A 20,693-nucleotide genomic window follows, 5' to 3' on the forward strand; every position below is an offset into this window, starting at 1 on the left:
CATACACAAGTAGCGTAGATAACGAATTCCTAACCAGCAAAGTAAGTGCTCTCTTTCTGATTATTTTTTGTAATGCCCAACATACTACACCCTATGAACGCTAAGTTAATTAAATTTAAACAAATTCTAACAAAAAAATCAACCATAATAATTTTAGTAGTATGAGAATATATTGAATATTAAGAGCTTTTGGAGTACAGTAACAATGTTAGTAATAGCACAATATATGCACGATATAGAATATATACGCAAAAACCCTGAAGGATTTGAAAAGGCAATGAAAAGCAGGGGAATTAGAGAATCTACTGCGGAAGAGATATTAGAAATCGATCACGAGAAAAGATCATTAACCACTAAACTGCAGGATTTGAATAGGCAGCGCAATGAAATCACAGAGGAAATAAAAAAGCTTAAAATGAGCAAGAGCCCCTGTGAAGAGCAAATAGAGTTGTCAAAAAGCATCACAAATGAGATGGAGGCAATCAGCTTAAAAGAACAAGCAGAAAAGGATAAGTTAGTGAATGTTTTATCTAACTTGCCGAATATTCCTGCGCAAGATGTGCCAATAGGCGCAGATGAGAACTCTAATTTAGAGGTGAGAAGATATGGAGGAAAAAGACAGTTTGATTTTGTACCAGAATCTCATTATGAACTCGGAGAAAAATTAGGTTTAATGGACTTCGAACAAGCGGCGAGAATTTCCGGATCAAGATTTACGATATTAAAAGGACAGTTAGCTAAGCTTGGACGAGCGCTAATAAATTGTATGCTTGAAATGCATGTTAATGAATTTGGCTATACTGAGGTGTACCACCCGGCTTTGGTGAAAAACGAAGCTATGTATAATGTTGGTCAGCTACCGAAATTTTCTGACGATTCGTATTTAACTATCGACGAATTGAGGTTGATTCCCACAAGTGAAGTGTTTTTAACAAATTTAGTTGCTGACAAAATAATGGAAGAAAAAGAACTGCCTATTCGCTTTACTGCATATTCGGAGTGCTTTCGTAAAGAAGCAGGTAGTGCAGGTCGCGATACCAGGGGCATGATAAGGCAACACCAATTTGGTAAAGTGGAGTTGGTAAGCATCACAACTGAAGACCAATCAAATGATGAGCTTGAGCGTATGATGAGTGTTGCTGAAGAGATATTAAAAAAATTAGAATTGCCATACAGAGTAATGCTGCTTTGCAGTGGCGATATGGGTTTTGCTGCACAAAGGACTTATGACATAGAGGTATGGTTACCTGGGCAAAATAAATATAGAGAAATATCAAGCTGCTCAAATTGTGGTGCATTTCAAGCAAGAAGGATGAACGCTAAATACTCTTCAGAAACTGATAAAAAGATGAAAAAATATATTCACACTTTAAACGGCTCAGCTTTAGCTATAGGAAGAACGATTATTGCCATAATGGAGAATTATCAAAATTCTGACGGGTCGATTGCAATACCAAACGTGTTGCAAAAATACATGAGTAATGATACTGTTATAAGCAAATAATAATTTTGACATATAGAAAAGCGAGGAAATAAAGATGAAGGTTCTGGTTATAGGTTCTGGTGGGCGTGAGCACGCTCTACTTTGGGCTCTAAAAAAATCTCCTATCTTGACTGAGTTATATGTAACTCCTGGTCGCCAAGCTATGAAAGATCTTGGGGCTCTTGTGGATGTAAATATTCAAAATTCAGTGGATGTTACACAATTTTGCAAGAGAGAAAATATAGAGTTGGTTGTTATTGGTCCAGAACAACCAATAATTGATGGGCTTGCTGATGATTTAGTTGCAGAGGGAATAAATGTTTTTGCTCCAAGTCAAGCAACTGCAAAACTTGAGGGATCGAAGTCTTTCACCAAGGGACTATGTAAGCGATATGGTATACCAACTGCCAAGTACGAGTGTTTTGTTGATGAAGGGTTAGCTAAAGATTTTGTACGTAGCAATAAAATAAAGTTTCCACTTGTAGTGAAAGCAAATGGAATTGCAGCAGGAAAAGGGGTGGTTATATGTAATACAGAAAGCGAAGCTTTTTCAGCAATAAATTCAATGCTAGTGGAGAAAAAATTTGGTGAATCAGGTGAAGAAATAATCATAGAAGAGTTTTTAGTTGGAGAAGAAGTAAGTTTTTTTGCTCTTATTGATGGGTTGAAAGTAGTAACTCTTGGGTGTGCAAAAGATTATAAGAGAGTTGATGAAAGTAATGAAAGCCAAAATACTGGAGGTATGGGGTCGTACTCATCACCTTCAATTATAAGTAAGGACATGGAGCAAAAAATTATCCAAAAAATAATATACCCTACAGCTCAAGCATTGGTTAACATGGGTACGTCTTATAAAGGAGTACTCTTTGCTGGTTTAATGATTTGCAAAGATAGCCCAAAACTTCTCGAGTATAACGTTAGATTCGGTGATCCAGAAACGCAATCTATATTACCTAGATTTGATTCAAATTGCGATTTGTTAAAATTGATGTTGTCAGTTGCAGAAGGAAAGTTAAATGTCAAAATGGTGGAACTTAACAACAAATCTACAGTTTGTGTAGTTGTTGCAAGTAAAGGCTATCCGGGTGATTATCAAAAGGGAGAAGTAATTAAAGGATTAGATAAGATTGAAAGCATTCCTGGTGTGTTGGTGTTTCATGCTGGTACTAAATTCGATGAAAGTGGTAACTTAGTTTCCGGTGGCGGAAGAGTGCTAAATATAGTAGCAGAAGGGAGCACTATAGAGGAAGCCAAAAGTAAGGTGTACTCAGCATTAAATTTTTTAGAATGGCCAGGGGGCTTCTTCAGATACGATATCGGTAGTTAATGTTAGCTGTCGGTTAGCAGGTGGTTCACAGAAACGAAAAACTTCCTTGACAAACTCCGCCAGCCCCCTTATCATGAAACTGAAGCTATTGTATTTGCTTTCGCCAATCTGCAGATTAAAAGGTAAGGATTACTTAATGTATCGGCGTCTTATGTTCAATTTTTTGCAGTATATAGATACTGTATGTCTTTACAAAACTTCATCTACATCTAGATTTTTATCTAAATAAGCTGAACGCGCTTATAAAGCGTTACAAGACATCAAAAAATGCCAATACTCGACAGAGATAGTAAAAGACTAGCTAACTCGGGGGTTCTTTGTCTTTTCTTCTGCTTAGTAAATTTCTTAAACATTTGCAGCGTAAGTTAGTTGCAATTAAAAGCGGCTGAATCTCGCTTGTCAAGCGTTTAAAACATAAAAAACGCCAATATTTTAAAGCGGATAATAACCCCAGGGCTTCTTTTGCCTTTTTTTTGTTTGGTAAATTTCTTAAATATTTATGGCTAAACGACAATCGTCATCCCGCAGCGGGATCTAGAGATACCGCGGCGGTATGACGTAGGGAAACCTTTCTTGGGTTAGCTATAAAACTAATCAGCATCTTGTTTAGCACATATAAATTAAGTTTCACAAATATAGTGCTAAACCTTGAAAATATGTTATAGCTACTTCTTCCAATTTAGTGGTGGGTTTTGACAGTACACATGTTATTTTACTAGCTACCAACTCAAGTGTCACAGAAGTTGCAATCACTGCATTTATATTCTGTACTTTAACATTTACTCTACTTTCTATTAGAGGCTTTACCCCCCTTACATCATTACGTACAGCAGTATGATTTATTTCATTTTCAATTCCACTACTATGCTGCAACAAGATATCCCCATTAACTTTTATTTCAACATTTTTGTCACTGCTACCATTGTTAAAATTTAATCCCTCATCTCTTCTACTTTGTCTTTTTTCTTTTAATTTTAATTCAGTTTCTCTTTTATCAAGGGTAGGAAATGGGATGTGAGTTTTTTCCTGACCATCTTGATTATAGCTCTTGTTGTATTAAAAGCTTCGTTGCTTTTACATGATATTGTATAAGTAAGTGGTGTGTAGATTTTTTCTTCACTATCTGGATATTTTATAGTTATTGTTGCATTAAGAATGTCTTTCAGAATATCATTTTCTCTAGCTATGTCTAAAATTTTTTGAATAACTTTGCGATCATGTAATGCGGCAAGTAACTTATCAGTTACTTTTTGATTATTTTTATGGTTATTGTTGTGTTAAGAATGTCTTTCAGAATACCGTTTTCTTTAGCTACTCTTAACATTTTCTCAACAGCTATACTATCTTTACGTAGTATAGCATAAGCAAGTGGTGTGCAAGTTTCTTCCTGACCATCTGGGTATTTTATAGTTGTTGTTGCGTCAAGAATGTCTTTCAGAATACCGTTTTCTTTAGCTACTCTTAACATTTTCTCAACAGCCATACTATCTTTACGTAGTATAGCATAAGCAAGTGGTGTAACAGTTACTCTCCGACCATCTAGACATTTTATAGTTATTGTTGCGTTAAGAATATCTTTCAGAATACTGTTCTCCTTAGAGACTTTTAAAATTTCTTCAATAGCTATACTATCTTCATATAGTATAGCATAAGCAAGTGGTGTAACAGTTGCTCTCCGACCATCTGGATATTTTATAGTTGTTGTTGCGTTAAGAATATCTTTCAGAATACCGTTTTCTTTAGAGACTTTTAAAGTTTCTTCAATAGTTTTGCTATTTTTACATAATATGGCATAAGTAAGTGGTGTGCAAGTTTCTTCCTGACCACCTGGATATTTTATAATTGTTGTTGCGTCAAGAATGTCTTTCAGAATACCGTTTTCTTTAGCTACTCTTAACATTTTCTCAACAGCTATACTATCTTTACGTAGTATAGCATAAGCAAGTGATATAATAGTGTGCGCCAAGAAGTGCGTAAGGAACAGTTGGTGAAAATCCAACACGGGTAAAGCTTAGCCGGCAACCTGGAACAAACCATTATGCTGCGTAAGGTAACGAGCGTAGTAAAGCTAATGGAATGGACAACATAGGGTGCAACGAAAGTGAAGGTATTGAGTCCCGTAATTCACGCGTCATGGGGGCTGACACTTTACATTTGGTGGAAGGCAACATGGGTAATAACGCTAAGGCAAGATATTACTCACCTCATCGGGATCGAAGGCCGCGTCATGTGTTGAGATGGACCTTACGTGAACTTGGGAGATCCTTTGTATTCCTGTAAGGGTACTCTGGAACAAGTCAATAAAGGCGAGGACTGGAGGAAGATGCAAAGGAAGTCGGACTAATTGATAGTACTCGGAGTGTGGGAAAGCCACATACAAGGGGAAGCGGTTAGCAATATAGTGACTGGTATAGGGATTGCTATACCAATACAACAGAGATTAGAGGAGTATGCAAGGAAAACTAAACCAGATAGCAGTAAGGGCTAAGCAAGATAAGCGAGTAAAATTTACATCATTAGTTCATTTGATTAATGAAGAGAATCTTGCAGAGTGTTATAAGGAACTAAAACGCAACAAGGCTTGTAGTATAGATCGTGTGACAGTGGAAGCTTATGGAGAAAATCTAGAAGAGAAACTTAAAACACTAGTGGATAGTATGAAGAGAAAACAATATCAACCGCTACCAGTGAAAAGGGTATACATACCCAAAGCCGGGAGCAAAGAGAAGCGCGGTCTCGGAATACCATCAACGGAAGATAAGTTGGTACAGGTAATGCTAAAGAAGATATTAGAAAATATTTATGAAGCAAACTTTATGGACAGCTCGTATGGATTTCGACCAGGAAGAAATTGTCATCAGGCGATAAACGCTCTAGATAAAGCAGTTATGCACAAACCAATTAACTATATTGTAGAAGTGGATATCAAGAAGTTCTTTGATAATGTTCAACATAAATGGCTAATGAATTGTCTAAGGGAACGAATAGCTGACCCAAATTTATTGTGGTTAATAAAACGATTTCTAAAGGCAGGAATAGTCGAAGTTGGATGTTATAAAGCAACCGATCAAGGCACACCACAAGGTGGTATAGTAAGCCCTGTATTAGCTAATATATACTTACACTATGTGCTGGACTTATGGTTTGAAAAGAAATTTAAGCCAAAAGCCAGAGGATATTTACAGCTAATAAGGTTTTGCGACGATTTTGTAGTTGGCTGCGAGAGGGAAGAAGACGCAAAAGAATTTCTAGAATTACTGAAACAAAGACTAAGTAAATTTGGGTTGGAAATAGCTGAAAATAAAACAAAAATAGTAAAGTTTGGTAAGAAAGAATGGTATCAAGCAGAAAGAGAGAAACGTAGGACGGCTAGCTTCAACTTTCTAGGATTTACACATTATTGTGGAAAAAGTCGTAATGGTAAACTTATGATGAAGCAGAAAACTTCAAAAATAAGCCTAGCCAGAAAGATTAAAGAAATCAAAGAATGGTTGAAGATGGTACGAAGTCGTATCTGTTTCAAAGATTGGTGGCAGAAACTTAAAGCCAAACTAACAGGACACTATAGCTACTTCGGAGTTAGCGGAAATTATCGGTGTTTGATTCAATTCTATCGACCGGTAACAAAGTTAGCATTTAAGTGGATAAACCGACGTAGTCAAAAGAAAAGTATGGATTGGGAACAATTTATACACTATTTAAAAGTAAATCCATTACCAAAACCAAAGGTATATGTTTCTTTATACACAGGAGCACTAGTGTGAACGCTGTATTGTGGAGCCGTGTGCGGGAAATCCGCAAGCACGGTTCTTTTGGGGAGACTATGGTTATGAGACCAAATCGCTGGTTTCAAGGTCATGAGTCTCTACCAGACTGATTCTTTACCCCGATGTTTACTTACTTCCGTAGTAAGAATCCTTTGTTTTTCCTTTTCAGATATTTTTTCTAGTTCTTCAGCAATGCTACTTTTTTTGCCTTCTATTTTTGATGCTAATTTTAAAATACTTTTTTCATCTTTCTCTTTCAATTTCGAATCGTTTACCTGATGAGTCATTTTTTTTCTCAAGGTCTTTCTTATTAAACTAAGCATAACATTTTCTCTCTTCGTGGTTATAATATTTGCTTTTATGAATCAGTTGTGTTGATAATGTATTAATTGCATAGTTCAGACATTGTTTTATAAAGCAAAATTTTAGTAGACCGCCTTACAAGAACGTTTCTTGCTAATTCTGAATCCGAAAAAAGGACGCAGTAAAGTTATTTGTAAGGGAAGAATGAAACTTGTAGCTATAGCTAAACTGACTTACGATAATTTGAAAAACCGTCATCCCGCTGCTTGTTAGCGGGATCTAGAGATACCGCGGCGGTATGACGGTTCGCAGTGGTATGACGGTTCGCGGCGGGATGACGATAAGCTCGTCATCCCGCTACATTAATATTGTATTAATAAAAACTTAATAATAATCCTTAATAATATATGAACTAACATGTTTGCAATTTCGTATGACAGAGGAAACAAAAGATGGATATGCTTCCTTATACGTTGCAATTCAGGAAGGTAATATTGAAGCTGCAGAACTACTAATAAAATGTGGCACAAACGTCAATGATCATTATGAACGCAATCGTACGCCACTGCATATTGCCATCGGACGCAAACAATTAGAAATAGCAAAATTGCTGATAAAAAATGGAGCAAACGTTAATGCAAAAACTCAAAATCATGGTAAAGATGATCTAACACCAATGCACTTTGCAGTTTTTGCAAATACGCCAGAATTTATAGAATTACTAGCTAGCCATGGTGCATTGATTAATGAAAGAGAAAGTACCGAAGGGTATACTCCTCTTCACTTTGCTGCTTTATATGGGAACAAAAATATAATACAAGCCTTAATTGATAAGGGACAAGATATTGAAGATATGGACAATAATGGGCGAACAGCTCTGTTTTTAGCTGCTAGGCAGTGCACTGAAGCAGAAGATGATAGCAGAATAGAAATTATCAAGTATTTGATAGACAAGCTCAAAGCAGATGTAACAAAGAAAGACAATAATAACAATGCAGTACTCTTTCCTGCCGCTAATAATTGCCCTGGAAAAGTGGTAGAATTCATCATTGAGCAATATATAAAAATCTTTGAGTTAGAGAATTTTATCAACCACAAAAATAATGATGGAATGGATGCTTTGGATATTGCGCTGAATAGTGGAAACGAGAAAGCTATTGAAGTATTAAGATCATATGGAGCAGATATCAAGAATAAGGTAGATGGTAGCATTCAAAAAATTACTGCAGAAAAACCAAGTAGTACCCTAGACAGAGCAGAAAGTGCAGAGGTAGCGCCTCCAATTAAGCAAAGAGTATAAAGCTTTTTATAAAGCGATTATAAATTTCAGTAAGTTGCAGAGGCTCTACAATGGGAAGTGTAGTATGTTAGCAGATACAAATGACTAGATAAATTATATTTCATTAAAGTCATTTATCTTGAAACATAAGCAGGATTTTGTATAGTTGTTTCAATTTGGGTCTATATATTGAAACAACGCGTGAAAATGACAGGTCATTGTACAAGAGGTATCTAATTCACCGACAAGAATGCTAGATAAAGACACTTACATTTCAATTATTTCACAATTTCTGTATAATCTTAAAAACTCAATTAGTGCGTTATGAAGATAATAATAGGTAATGCTAGTAAGGAATTAGGGGAATCAGTAGTTAACCGGCTAGATGTTCAACCATCCTCTGCTTGGATATCAAAGTTTACCGATGGTGAGGTAAATGTAGAAGTAGCAAATGATCTATATAATCAAGAAGTATATATAATACAATCTCTTTCTCCCCCTGTGAATGATAATCTTATGGAGCTTCTGCTTATAATTGATGCAGTAAATAGATTAGGAGCCAAAAGGATAGTAGTAATTATCCCTTATTATGGATATAGCAGGCAAGATAGAATTATCAAGAACAATAATGTGCAGTCTGCTTTAAGTGCCAAATTAGTTGCAAATCTTATTCAAACTGCAGGTGCAAGTAGCGTTGCAGTTATTGATTTGCACTCAAGTCAAATTGAAGGATTCTTTGATGTACCGATAACTAATTTGAACTGCTTTGAAGCATTTGTTGACTCTATACACACAGAAAATTTGGCAATTGTTGCACCTGATGTTGGAGCAATTGGCAGAGCACGTGCTTTTGCAACGACTTTAGAGGAAAAGTACAAGATAGGGTTAAATGATAAGATTATTGTAGTAGATAAATATAGGGAGAAAGCAGGCACATCTCAAGTAATGAACATAATAGGAGAAGTTGCAAATAAAAATTGTGTCATTGTTGATGATATAGTTGACTCTGGTGGAACATTGTGTAATGCAGCTCTTGCTTTAAAAGGCCACGGAGCAAAGTCCGTAATTTCATGCATCACACATGGCGTGCTTTCAGGAAGTGCAGTTGAGAAAATTTCTTCCTCTTCTTTAGATAAATTAGTGATTACGGATACCATACTTCACAAATTTGAAAAAACTGGTAAAATAGAAGTTGTTTCGGTCGTAGATATTTTAACTCACTTTATCCAAGGAGGTAAAGATGCCAGCTAAGTCAACAGAAGACGTTATTACTTCACTAATAGAATTTGCAAATAAGAGAAAAATAACAATTACCAAAGAAGAAATGCTTAAAATTGCACAGCTTGTAAGGATTAAGTTATCAAATGACGAGATTGATCACTACTCCAAAGAACTGACAATGCTGGATTGGATACATGATACTTTATTGCAAGTTAATACTGAAGGTGTTTCTCCTATGCGTTATGGCAGCATAGACAAGGACATTCATGTACGCGATGATGTTATAAATTCTCAAAACATTAAAAAAGAGATATTGTCCAATACAAAACCTGAGCATGGGTATTTCGTAGTGCCAAAGGTTATAAGCAATTAAAGTAAAATAAGGCTCATATCAAATCTATAATAGATCTACTTTCAAAAATAAGACCAATCCGGTAAAGAAGCATTTGTGGGAGTGGAAACCATTTTTTGATCTTTCTTTACTAAGTCTACTAAATATAGTTTAGAGTTGCTTGGTGATTCTGTTCTTGTAAAAATGATTTCTCTACCATTTGGTAACCATGCCGGGGATTCAATTTTATGCCCCTCTGAAAGCAGACGTTCTTCTTTGCCATCTGGCTTCATAACTCCTATGTAAAATTTTCCTGACTGAATCTTTGTAAAAGCTATCAGATCTCCTTTTGGCGACCAAACAGGCGTAGCATATCTTCCACTTCCAAAACTAATTCTTTTAGGTTTTTTACTTTTGTTAGTAAAATCGATAACGTACAGTTGCTGACTCCCACTTATATCAGAACTAAAAGCCATATACTTTTGATCTGGAGAAAAAGAGGGAGAAGTGCTTATAGCTGAACCTTTAGTAATTTTTTTTGTTCGTTTACTACTTAAATCCAAAGATAATATATTCGTTTCACCACCCAATGAGTGGGAAATTAAAAGAGATTTACCATCGGGAGAAAATCTTGGTGCAGAAACAACTCCTTCAAATGCGCTGATTATTGATTCAGTGTTATCTTTTAAATTTTTTAATATTATATAACTTTTACCATTTGCGTACGAGATATAAACAATACCCTTTCCATTTGGTGAGAATCTCGGTGTTGACACAAATCTATCGCCATTTGTTAAGTATTTTATATTACTTCCATCTTGATTCATCACAGCAATTTTACGCACAGATTTGTAGTTGCTATCTTTTTCTTCAGCGATATACGTGATTTTTGTGTTGAAGTGCCCTTTCTCACCAATTAATCTATCATGTATCACATCCGAAACGAGGTGACCAATTTTTCTCCAGTCTTTTGCTGGAAAAACAACTGACTGAGTAAGTAATTCTCTTTTTGTAAAAGCGTCAAATAAACGAAATGATAGCTCTAATGCACTACCAGATATTTCGCTTAAACTTACTGTGACTACAGTATCGCTTTTCCAAGATTTAGATTCAGCTTCCGCGCCACGTTTTACATTAAATAAGCCACAATTAGATAAATTTGTTCCTATTACCTTTGCAATATTTTCGCTTAATTCGCTTTCCAACGCTGTTTTACATGTACATTTAGATACAACAAGACCAATGTTACCAACACTGCTTTTTTTTATATCAACATATAAAGCAGCTTTTGTAAAATAAGGAATAAATAACGAAATAAATAACACCAGATGAACGAATAGCTTCATTCATTTCATACCTGTTCTATCTGAACCTCAATTATAGGCCTTTTTAGTAAATATTCCTTTAAGATACTCAATATTGAACTTTCAATCTTATTTTGAATTTTTTTTGTTGGCTGCAAACTAAACAACGACTCAACTTTCTTGACAATTTTCTGTATGGTAGCTGCATCTTCTAGCACTTCAAAAACACCAGGTACAAATACTTTTGGTTTAGCAAGCAATTTATTTTTCTTGTTTACAACTGCTGTTACCACAATAACTCCGGCATCTCTCATTCTTTTACGCATTTTTATAACACTGCTCTCCGGATGACGTAGCAACATACCATCAATACCAAAGTAGTCAACATCAATTGAATCAACCTTTCCTCCGTTCTCCAAATTAACAATATCACCTGGTGCAATCATTATTGCTTTTGCCACACCGCACTCTTTAGCAAATTTTACATGTGCATGCGTGTGAATATATTCGCCGTGAACTGGAATAGACATCTTCGGTTTTATTAAAGAATACATTTCCTTTAGCTCTTCTCTTGTTGGATGCCCAGAAGCATGAACATGCTCTGTTTTTTCAGTAATAACTTCTACCCCCATCTCAATAAAGGCATTGAGCATGTTGTGCGCACGAGTTTCATTTCCAGGAATGATTTTTGACGAAAAGATCATGGTATCACCTTGCTGCATTTTAAATGCTTGATGACTCTTAGCAGCAAGTCTTGCGGTAGCTGCCAGTGGCTCACCTTGACAACCTGTGCAAAGTAGCACCAGTTCTTCCCTTGGAAAATTTACTGCTTCCTTTGCTTCAAGAAACTGAGGAGAATCAGTTAAATAACCACTATCTTGCGCAACTTTCACTATTCTCCATAAAGATCTACCAAGTAAAACTACTTTTCTATTTAGTGCTTTTGCAGCTTGGCTTATCGTTTCAATTCGTGCCACATTTGAAGCGAATAGCGAAACAGCAACTAATTTTTTAGACCGCTTTATTATGTTATAAATATTATTATAAATTTCACCTTCTGACTCAGGGTGATGCTTGCTTAATATATTGGTTGAATCGCAAATTGCTGCAAGCAGGTCACCTTTATCGCCAATTTCTTTTAGACGCTCCATATTAGAAGTTAATCCAACAACAGGTTTTGGATCAAATTTCCAGTCTCCGGTATGGAGTGCACTACCCATTTCAGTGCTAATTAATATTGAATTTGCCTCAGGAATTGAATGAGTTACATTTATAAACTCGACGGTAAAAGGACCCAAATTTATGCTGCCATTTATGTCTACCTCTTTCACAGGCACTATACCTTCCAATCGAAATTCTTTTAGTTTCTCTTTAAGAAAATTAACCGTAAACTTTGTTGTATATATGGGGCACTGCAACTCTTCCCACAAGCGGGGCACTGCACCGCAGTGGTCCTCATGTGCATGTGTAATTATTATTCCAAGTAAATCTTTTTTTCTTTGAGCAATAAAATCTATATCAGCAATGAGCAGCTCAACACCTGGCATAGTTTCATCTGCAAAACCAACACCAAGGTCGATCATAATCCACTTACCTTGGTAATGATATAGGCTAACATTCATCCCGATTCTTCCTACTCCCCCAAGCGGAAGAAATAAAAACTCATTTTTGTTTATATTCATTAAATTTAAATTATTAAAACCTGAGAATAGCAAAACTTCGACCTTAAATAAAGAAATTTATTGCTTTTACATAGTTTTAAGGAACTAAGAAGTTTCTGTTGGCTAATAATAACACTATTGTTAAGTTTTCCATTAATAAGGTCAAAGAATTGCAGGATTAAATGAAAACCCGTAAACAGTTACCCCTTTAATGTCATTTAGCAGATTTCTTATTTTTTTTTTACTTTACTAAAAAACCCTTCAGATTGCTGTTGTACACTTGCATTTTCCTCTTCTTCAAGCGCTTTTAATAGTTCAATTTGCTTTTTAGTTAAATTTTTTGGATTTAAAGTCTCAACTATTACCTGTACGTATAAATCACCACGAGCATGTGAGTTCATATATGGCATACCCTTTTCCCTACAACGTAGTTTGGTACCAGTTTGAGTGCCTTCAGGGACCTTTACTTTTATTTTAGCTCCATCAATTGATTGAATATCGATTTCACCACCAAGCACTGCTAGTGTCATTCTTATAGGCACTTTACAGTGTAAATCTGCTTTATTTCTAGCAAAGATTTTATGGAAAATTATTTTCACGTATACGTATAAATCTCCACTTTTTCCACCTTTTGTTCCAGCTTCTCCTTTACCACTTATCCTTACCTTAGCTCCTTCTTCTATGCCTTTTGGAATTGAAACGGATATATTTACTTCATCTCTTCTACGTCCACTTCCATCACATTTCTTACATTTGTTTTGTATTATTTCTCCTTCCCCATAGCATGTAGTACATGTTCTTTCGATGGTAAAAAAGCCTTGTTGAGTTCTAATCCTACCGCTTCCCTGGCATGTGTGGCACTGAACTGGTTTAATTGCTCCTTCGCCACCTGTGCCTTGGCATGTATCACATTTTACATTTGTCACATAATGTATAGGCGCTTGTATTCCTTTAAATGCATCTTCTAAGGTAATTTCAAGATCATAACGTAGGTCTGCTCCAGATACTCCTGTTGTACTTCTTTTTGCTCTCGATCTACTTGCACCACCACCGAATCCTCCACCAAAGAAGTCATTGAATATGTCGCTAAAATCTCCTGCAGAGCTAAAGCCTTGAAATCCACCAGAAGCACCTTCGTGGCCATAACGGTCATAGCCTGCCCTTTTCTCAGAGTCAGACAGAACTTCATATGCAGCTGTTACTTCTTTAAATTTTTCCTCTGCTTCTTGATTGCCAGGATTTCTATCAGGATGATATTTTAATGCTAATTTTTTATACGCTTTTTTTATCTCATCAACACTGGCATTTCTGCCTACTTCCAGCAGATCATAGTAGTCTTTTTTGCTCATATATAATAGTTTAGTGCTTAACCTTTAAAGATAGGTATTACATATATTAATTTCAAGTGTGACTTCTGTTTCCTATAAAATGTGGTGCACCCTGAGCGACTTGAACGCCCGACCTTTTGATCCGTAGTCAAATGCTCTAATCCAACTGAGCTAAGGGTGCTTTCACAAAGTTAACTTTAGCAGGTTTTGTAGCTTGATTCAATTAATTTGGCTAAAAATAAAACTATTGATTTCTATCATACATGAACCTTATAATTCTCAGGCTGCCATTTCGTATTAGAATTATCAAATTCACTACGAGGAGGAGCAGTTGGAGCAGTTGGAGTAGTTGGAGTAGTATTAGGATCGTAAGAAGGTGGTGCATCATAACGAGGAGAATCTCCATAACCATGCCCTTGTCTAAGATAGCTATCTACCGCTCCTTTAGCTTTCTCGATATTTTCTAATTCTTCCTCATGCTTCATATGAAAAGCTAAACCACCAGCAAAACATACGAGAGAATTAACGCCAAGGATAGCTAAACCCCACACTGGTAAGACTGGGTAAACAGCACAAGCTACCAAAGCTGCCAAAGAAACAACGCCAACCGCAAATTCTATATTTCTGAACGTTTTAAATTTACTATCCAGGTAATCTATTTTTTCTTCTTTTCTAGCCACTTTTCTGCTGCTGTTATACCAAAAACACATACCAGCATGGAAAGCAACACACACAACTGCAGCTACTATACCCAAAGCTAATAGCTTTCTACTGTCTTCTGATTCTTTTTTATTCTCTTTTCTCCCTTGATGAGTGGTATTACCATTGTTAATATTCGTTATATTATTAACCGTAGTGTGACCACGTCCACCGAATAAAGAATCCATCCAGCATTGTAATAGCAAATAATCCCAAAAATCTAAACCTCTATTGTGTACATGTATATGTGTAATCTGAGAGCCTGTAGGTTGTGCGTTATTCCCTGCGTTATATTGATCATTTCTGCTTCCTGTATCGTGCCTATTGCTTGAACTTGGATGTGTAAATTCTTCATACACATTTTTAAAATTCTCCTTGCTCCAAGTTAAATTCGGTGTATTATTACAATACTCTAGAAACCCTTCAATATTATTATCACCTAATTTCTTTATATAGGCTAACGCATACCTTTTTAAAACACTATTACTTGCTACCATCAATACCCCCTTAAGTTAAGGTTAAATTAATAAATATTTATTATAACAAGATAACATCTACTTGTCAACTTGAGCCTGATTCAAGTATCCGTTCAGAGTGTGGCAGAAGAACTTATTCAAATAAAGTAGGTGGTAAAATATAAACATTTTATAAAGTGAAAAATGGACTTTTTAGACCACTGCCGAGCTAAAAAAGCCCTGAAAAACGTGATACTTAGGCCACTTCTTGCTTAAGCTGTACAATTTCAGCTTGAGAAAGGCCAGTGGATTCAGCTATTAAATTAACAGATACACCAGCTTTAAGTAAATTTTTTGCAACTTCGATTTTTCCTTTCTCTATACCTTCCTCAAGTTTGTATTCAAGAATGGCTTCTTCTTTCCGCAGATCCATTATTCTTTCTTCATATGCTACTAAATCTTTTTCATTCCAGCTAAACCTGTCTAATTCATCGTAGGCTAACTTTATTATTGGTGCTTTTTCTGCTATTTTCCTTAAGTCTTCTTCCGCAGTTTCATCTGCATATTGTTGTCTAAGTGAAGAAGGTCGCCCCTCCTCACTCGACTTCAAAACCGTACGTGAGACTTTGCGCCTCATACGGCTTCTCTCCAATTTGGAGCTTTTCATGCACACCTCCTGTGTAATTCATCGTGACAATGTCCATGTAACAAAGATAAGTTTTTGATCATGTTGTTTCGTCTATTCCGGTCTTTGTGATGTATTTCTATTGTATCATCACTTTTAAACCATAGTCTACAATTATCACATTTACTTTATTGTAACTTCAATAGTTTTATTACTCTTAATGGCTTATCTGGTATTTTTCTCAGACGTTTACCCCAATAAACCCAATCACCATCATATGGAGATCTGGTTTTTTGCACTTTGATATGTCGTTTAATAACATGATCGCTGTGTATAATAAAATGTATCTTGTTACTTGTCATAAAACGCCAGTTATCGTTATTATACTTTTTAAAGTATTTTCTTTTTATCCAGCATTTCCCTTTGTTTGGGTACCTAAAGACTGCCCACTTCCAGAGCTTTCTATGTATAGTATTATCCAATGAGCTAAAGATTTTACATGAAACTACCGAAGAGTAATATTGACTCCATCCTCTGTTTATTGGATTGAGATTCCTTATTATTACTTCCTGTGGCGCCCCACGCATTTCTCTAAGTTTATGTTTAATAGCAAATGTATGCTGCTTTATAGAATTACGACTTGGTTTTATTAATAATGTGTAACCTTTTTTACTTTCTTTTGTTGGATATTGTCTTAGAGGTTGTCCGGAAACAAGTAAAAGGCTATAATATCTGAAATTTTAGTACGGGGTAAAGATGAGAAAAAAGTATCCAACAGATCTAAGCGAAAGGGAATGGGCAAGAATAGAAAAACACTTCAGAGTATCATACAAGAAAGAGGAAGGCTGCCAAAGTATAGCAAAAAAAAATATTAGAAGCAATTTTCTATGTATTGCGTACAGGGTGTCAATGGCGGTATTTACCAAATGATTTTCCGCTATGGAAGACTGTGTATGAGCAGTTCAGGCAATGGAAGAAGCAGGGAATTTTTGAGAAAATGAATTATGAAATTACAAAATATAGTAGAAGAAAAATAGGAAAGAATGAGCAGCCGAGTGCCTGTATAGTAGATAGTCAATCTGTAAAGACTACAGAAAAGGGGGATCAAAGCTATGATGGAAGTAAAAAGTAAAGGGTAGAAAAAGGCATATAATTACAGACACTCAGGGTTTTATACTAGGTTGTTACGTAGGCGCTGCTAACGAAAATGATAGAGATGGTATTAAAATAGCATTAAACAATATGAGAACAAAATATACTAAAGTTAAAAAAATGTGGGCTGACATGGGATACCAAGGAAGAAATTTAAAGAATCACATAAAGGAAGAATATGACATAGATATTGAAATTGTTAAAAGGCCTCCATGTAGATTTTGGGTGCACAAAGATACGCCACCTGAGCTACTACCAACAAGAGAACAAGGGTTTAAAAGTACAGCCAAGAAGATGGGTTGTAGAAAGGACTTTTGCTTGGGTTAATAGGAATAGAAGGCTATCGAAGGAGTATGATTTACTCACAACATCCACTGAGAATTTCATATACCTAGCTATGAGTAGGGTTATGTTAAAGAGGGAATATGCTTGAATTTACTAGTTTCCGAACAACCTCTTATTGAAAATCCAAGAAAATCAAATCCTGGTTTTGTTTCGTCAATGGTTCTTAATGTATGAGAAATTCTTGTTTTAGAGGGCTTTAATTTTAGTCCAATGGTTTCTAACCATTCTTCAACTAAAATTTTTGCTTTAAGAATAATCTCTTCGTTTTCATGTATGATGACAAAATCATCACAGTAGAAAATTACACTAATAGACTTTTGCGCGTTTTTATGCGATATCCTACCATATTTTCTTTTCATGCATTGAAAGAGTTCGTTTGTTAGTGCTTTTTTGACATGTTGCTCTAATCCGTGTAATGCAACACAAGCTAGCAACGGTGCCTCCTTGAATTGTACCACGTTTTGTGGATTGAAGCTTTCCACCTTCCATAACACCCGCTTCTAACCATCCTCTTATGATTTTCTTTAACGCTGGTGTGGTTTTCAAGCAGTTTATTATGGTTAATATTGTCAAAGCATCCAGAAATATCAGCATCTAATACATATGCTGTTTTCTGTTTTAGCACATTAAATATGGCTTCAATTGCATCATGACATGATCTACCAGGTCTAAAACCATAAGTGTTTGGCTCAAGTTTTGCCTCCCATTCTGGTTCCAACACCATTTTTACAAGTGTTTGTTTTGCTCGACACGATATAGTTGGTATACCAAGCGGGCGATATTCCGATGGCTTACCAGGTTTTGGGATCCAGACACGTCTTGATGGCTTTGCTTTCTCTCTTATATCTAAGGAGTTTGCCAATTGCAATCTTTCTTTTTGACTAAGGTTAGCTTTTCCATCAATACCTGCAGTTTTTTTCCCTCTGTTGTCCTGAGTTACCCTTCTAACTGCGATCGTTCTTGCACTTGTTGATTTGAGTAATAATCTCTGAAGGTTGTGCATCTTTTTGATATCATTACATTTAGAGGCTTGGTAAATTCGTTTTTGTAGCTTAAATGAAGATTTCTTCAGCTTTCGCCAAGGAATTCCATTCCATTCATACCTAGCTTTTTGCTAGTCCATAACATATTCACTACTATTCACCACTTTACCTTCCAAATTAAAGTGTTTACGTCTGCATATCCCAGATATTACTTTGGGCATTAGCTTCTTAAATAATCCTTCCACATAGCGGCTTGTGGTTGGCTACCTACTTATATTTAATGAATATAAGAGCTTTTATGTGGTTACTCCGTTCCATAGCTTCGTTTCACGTTAAACTTAGATTCCTACTATTTGCCGGAAGCTGGGAACATCAATAACTAAAGTCTTCAATCTTTAGTTCCCCTTTTGCTTCGTACCATTTTGGTCTATGCGTAGTTCAACCTCTTTTCGCATACTATGCTTTGACGACAATTCAAACATAGGTTCCTCTCGTAATCATATCTAACTCTGTTTGCAGGGATTCACCATGAGGTTTAGTGTTACCTACTTTTATCTCATGCTTGCATCCCAAAGGTTGCCATCCTTTGAAATGTGAGACATACATTATCCCCGATGTCTAGGGAAGATGGAATTTAACCATCACAAAACCACGGCTTTCCGGGTCGCACTGAAGAAAAATAACCAACGATCCACTATGCTTTCTAGCTGTTCTTCCTTATTCTTAGGAAATTTAGGTAGTTCAATAAATACAAATTGAAAATCTTTTAAGTCATGCTCATAGGTTTTCTCATCTCTTATAGTGTGGCTGGATATATAATCAAGCTTATCAGGAAATAAATTACAATTAGAGATAGCAATAAAGAAAACCTTCTTTAAATCAATGTACTTACCAGATTTATCAGCTTGCCTTGAGTAAGCCTTAGCAGCATATAGTTGAGCTCGTTTCTCAAAACCTTTATCACGAGCAAACTGATCAGGTAAGGAAGCAGTATTACTACTACTCCCTCCCTTAGAAACCTTACTATTACCCACAAATATGAGGTTCATGAGCAAGCCTCCATCCTTCTGCTAGATCAAAGAGACGTCTCCACCCTTTCCAAAGAGTAATTGGTCCTGGTTTTGGGTCGCTTTTTCTTGCTAAATGACCTCCAAGTTCACGAAACGGCTTCTTTTATAGTAGGGGCTATATTTGGACATGGTTTCCTGTGTATTTTAACATATAAAACTTTCCATTCTTCCTCAGCTAATAAGGCAGTACATAGTAATGTTGGGTTAGTTCTTGCAATTGATGTAATAAAGAAAATTCTCCAAGCAATAATGCTCATGACTGTTAAATACCTCATTAATCTTTCTGCTGTTCCAAGTCTACATTCCTCAACTTTGAGACCAGATTTTAAAATCTTATGCAATATCTCTATTTTCCATCTCAAACAATACCAACTAACTTTTTCAACAGCTTCTTCAAAAGTACTGACCGGAAAAAAGCATCCACTCTAGAGGACTTGCTTCGGGAGGAGAGTTTTTTTCAACAACATGAATTGCGTGAAGTTGTAGACTCTGTCGGTTTATATTTTATGTGACCTTCTTTACATTTTATATGGCCTTCATGTGATAAATTTTCCGAATCTAATTTCTAAAAACGCTGTCCTTTTTTGCTTGTTATCTCTAGCAGGGATTTCAACTTCTACTTTTCCAGCGCAAGGGAGGCCTTGGATAAATGACCATAATTTTTGCTTGTTCCTGGTATGCATGAATTTTTTATTTACATTTCTGTTGTGGCGAGCTCTTACTAAAATTGCTGAGTTAAGATTATGTGCAAGTTCAAAAAAATCATGCATATCTGCTTCTCTGTCACATACAGTTATAGCTTCGGTTTGGGCCAGATCTATAATATTATTTGTTTTCTTTAAACTTTCTAGCCATTTCATACTTTCTTTATCCTCAATATGAACGTTGTTACGATGGCTCTTTAGTCTTTTTTCTTCTTCAGAAATGAGTTGCCTCGAGTAAATCTTTTGATCCAGTATTCCCAGCTTCCGTACTAACAGCAAGGGCTGTATGCATTACTGCTCCTTTTCCAGCAATAGTTCCCAATCCGCTTATGGCTTGAGTATGAAATATAAGTTGTATCTTGAATCACAAGAATTCTTTTATGAGCTTTTGTTCTTTCAACTGTTTTATCAATGTGTGAAGCTAGAATATCGACTTCTTTTACGTTCTCATTTTGAAAAAAACGTTATGCTGCTTTTGCTTCTGACCAACTTCCGCATGCCTCATTAATTGAGCTTTCAGGTAAACTTATCAAACTATCAGCAATCTTTACTAATCGGTCAGTTAATCTTTTATCTCCAAGTACAGCATCTCCAAATTCATTTTTAGCCCATTCATTACTCTCGTTTGCCATTTTTATACCCTCAATATTTGCAAA

General features: G+C 35.8%; 19 protein-coding genes, 1 tRNA gene and 4 pseudogenes. 8 read left to right on the top strand and 16 right to left on the bottom strand.

What is annotated here, in order from left to right; genetic code table 11:
* Nucleotides 1-226 precede the first annotated feature (226 nt).
* Together serS and purD are read left to right on the top strand one after the other, a co-directional pair.
* Nucleotides 227-1,504: a serine--tRNA ligase gene (gene serS / locus J4T77_RS00140; RefSeq protein WP_190321187.1), complete on the top strand. Its 1,278-nt coding sequence runs from the start codon at nt 227-229 to the stop codon at nt 1,502-1,504.
* Nucleotides 1,505-1,538: 34 nt separating this feature from the next.
* The gene (purD, locus tag J4T77_RS00145) at nt 1,539-2,810 is read left to right on the top strand and encodes a phosphoribosylamine--glycine ligase (protein WP_190321098.1); all 1,272 of its coding nucleotides are present in this window, start codon (nt 1,539-1,541) and stop codon (nt 2,808-2,810) included.
* Nucleotides 2,811-3,437: 627 nt separating this feature from the next.
* On the opposite strand, the gene J4T77_RS00150 is transcribed toward purD, so the two are convergent.
* The 3 genes from J4T77_RS00150 to J4T77_RS00155 form a co-directional block, all read right to left on the bottom strand.
* The gene (locus J4T77_RS00150) at nt 3,438-3,683 is read right to left on the bottom strand and encodes a hypothetical protein (protein WP_233641040.1); all 246 of its coding nucleotides are present in this window, start codon (nt 3,681-3,683) and stop codon (nt 3,438-3,440) included.
* Nucleotides 3,684-3,784: 101 nt separating this feature from the next.
* A complete protein-coding gene (locus tag J4T77_RS07440; protein ID WP_458695081.1) occupies nt 3,785-4,015 on the bottom strand; it encodes a WD_0033/WD_0034 family tandem repeat-containing protein in 231 nt (76 codons plus the stop codon).
* Nucleotides 4,016-4,053: 38 nt separating this feature from the next.
* Nucleotides 4,054-4,776, bottom strand: coding sequence for a WD_0033/WD_0034 family tandem repeat-containing protein (locus tag J4T77_RS00155; protein ID WP_223823042.1), 723 nt, complete (start codon nt 4,774-4,776; stop codon nt 4,054-4,056).
* Between the two features lie 393 nt (nt 4,777-5,169).
* Between J4T77_RS00155 and J4T77_RS06940 the strand changes: the two genes are divergently transcribed.
* Together J4T77_RS06940 and ltrA are read left to right on the top strand one after the other, a co-directional pair.
* A complete protein-coding gene (locus J4T77_RS06940; protein WP_255324786.1) occupies nt 5,170-5,298 on the top strand; it encodes a hypothetical protein in 129 nt (42 codons plus the stop codon).
* Nucleotides 5,261-6,574, top strand: a complete 1,314-nt coding sequence (ltrA, locus tag J4T77_RS00160) for a group II intron reverse transcriptase/maturase (protein WP_190321099.1) — start codon at nt 5,261-5,263, stop codon at nt 6,572-6,574. Before J4T77_RS06940 ends, ltrA begins: the two co-directional genes overlap by 38 nt.
* A gap of 101 nt (nt 6,575-6,675) precedes the next feature.
* On the opposite strand, the gene J4T77_RS00165 is transcribed toward ltrA, so the two are convergent.
* Entirely contained in the window at nt 6,676-6,876 is a 201-nt protein-coding gene (locus tag J4T77_RS00165; protein ID WP_190321100.1) for a hypothetical protein, read from the bottom strand.
* Nucleotides 6,877-7,313: 437 nt separating this feature from the next.
* Between J4T77_RS00165 and J4T77_RS00170 the strand changes: the two genes are divergently transcribed.
* From J4T77_RS00170 to gatC, 3 genes are all read left to right on the top strand, one after another.
* A complete protein-coding gene (locus J4T77_RS00170; RefSeq protein ID WP_190321101.1) occupies nt 7,314-8,180 on the top strand; it encodes an ankyrin repeat domain-containing protein in 867 nt (288 codons plus the stop codon).
* Nucleotides 8,181-8,483: 303 nt separating this feature from the next.
* Entirely contained in the window at nt 8,484-9,410 is a 927-nt protein-coding gene (locus J4T77_RS00175; RefSeq protein WP_233641041.1) for a ribose-phosphate diphosphokinase, read from the top strand.
* Nucleotides 9,400-9,753 carry an Asp-tRNA(Asn)/Glu-tRNA(Gln) amidotransferase subunit GatC gene (gene gatC / locus J4T77_RS00180; protein WP_010962323.1) on the top strand — a complete coding sequence of 118 codons (354 nt, stop codon included), beginning with the start codon at nt 9,400-9,402 and terminating at the stop codon, nt 9,751-9,753. Before J4T77_RS00175 ends, gatC begins: the two co-directional genes overlap by 11 nt.
* Nucleotides 9,754-9,794: 41 nt before the next feature.
* Here the strand turns inward: gatC and J4T77_RS00185 are convergent, their stop codons facing one another.
* From J4T77_RS00185 to J4T77_RS07135, 8 genes and pseudogenes are all read right to left on the bottom strand, one after another.
* Complete coding sequence (locus J4T77_RS00185) at nt 9,795-11,057, bottom strand: Tol-Pal system protein TolB (protein WP_233641042.1); 1,263 nt, start codon at nt 11,055-11,057, stop codon at nt 9,795-9,797.
* A 5-nt stretch (nt 11,058-11,062) separates the two neighbouring features.
* Nucleotides 11,063-12,697 carry a ribonuclease J gene (locus J4T77_RS00190; RefSeq protein ID WP_190321102.1) on the bottom strand — a complete coding sequence of 545 codons (1,635 nt, stop codon included), beginning with the start codon at nt 12,695-12,697 and terminating at the stop codon, nt 11,063-11,065.
* 209 nt (nt 12,698-12,906) lie between these two features.
* Entirely contained in the window at nt 12,907-14,025 is a 1,119-nt protein-coding gene (gene dnaJ / locus J4T77_RS00195; protein WP_190321103.1) for a molecular chaperone DnaJ, read from the bottom strand.
* Between the two features lie 82 nt (nt 14,026-14,107).
* Nucleotides 14,108-14,185: transfer RNA gene (locus tag J4T77_RS00200), tRNA-Arg, on the bottom strand.
* Between the two features lie 76 nt (nt 14,186-14,261).
* Nucleotides 14,262-15,200, bottom strand: a complete 939-nt coding sequence (locus tag J4T77_RS00205) for a hypothetical protein (protein ID WP_233641043.1) — start codon at nt 15,198-15,200, stop codon at nt 14,262-14,264.
* A gap of 214 nt (nt 15,201-15,414) precedes the next feature.
* A pseudogene (locus J4T77_RS00210) lies at nt 15,415-15,726 on the bottom strand (nuclease/transposase family protein); the annotation flags it as partial.
* A gap of 95 nt (nt 15,727-15,821) precedes the next feature.
* Complete coding sequence (locus tag J4T77_RS07130) at nt 15,822-15,926, bottom strand: HNH endonuclease (RefSeq protein WP_190321188.1); 105 nt, start codon at nt 15,924-15,926, stop codon at nt 15,822-15,824.
* Nucleotides 15,927-15,971: 45 nt separating this feature from the next.
* Nucleotides 15,972-16,370, bottom strand: a complete 399-nt coding sequence (locus tag J4T77_RS07135) for a group II intron maturase-specific domain-containing protein (protein ID WP_190321106.1) — start codon at nt 16,368-16,370, stop codon at nt 15,972-15,974.
* 169 nt (nt 16,371-16,539) lie between these two features.
* Between J4T77_RS07135 and J4T77_RS00215 the strand changes: the two are divergent.
* A pseudogene (locus J4T77_RS00215) lies at nt 16,540-17,368 on the top strand (IS5 family transposase).
* On the opposite strand, the gene J4T77_RS06945 reads toward J4T77_RS00215, so the two are convergent.
* The 4 genes and pseudogenes from J4T77_RS06945 to J4T77_RS00230 all read right to left on the bottom strand — a co-directional run bounded on the left by J4T77_RS06945 (nt 17,343) and on the right by J4T77_RS00230 (nt 20,669).
* The gene (locus J4T77_RS06945) at nt 17,343-17,774 is read right to left on the bottom strand and encodes a reverse transcriptase domain-containing protein (RefSeq protein WP_369409699.1); all 432 of its coding nucleotides are present in this window, start codon (nt 17,772-17,774) and stop codon (nt 17,343-17,345) included. The pseudogene J4T77_RS00215 and the gene J4T77_RS06945 overlap by 26 nt on opposite strands.
* Entirely contained in the window at nt 17,708-18,367 is a 660-nt protein-coding gene (locus J4T77_RS06950) for a reverse transcriptase N-terminal domain-containing protein (RefSeq protein WP_317889180.1), read from the bottom strand. Before J4T77_RS06950 ends, J4T77_RS06945 begins: the two co-directional genes overlap by 67 nt.
* Before the next feature lie 567 nt (nt 18,368-18,934).
* A pseudogene (locus J4T77_RS00225) lies at nt 18,935-19,237 on the bottom strand (PD-(D/E)XK nuclease family transposase); the annotation flags it as partial.
* A gap of 52 nt (nt 19,238-19,289) precedes the next feature.
* A pseudogene (locus J4T77_RS00230) lies at nt 19,290-20,669 on the bottom strand (IS4 family transposase).
* Between the last annotated feature and the right edge of the window lie 24 nt (nt 20,670-20,693).

The organism is Wolbachia endosymbiont of Drosophila innubila (genome assembly GCF_021378375.1).
GTDB lineage: Bacteria > Pseudomonadota > Alphaproteobacteria > Rickettsiales > Anaplasmataceae > Wolbachia > Wolbachia pipientis.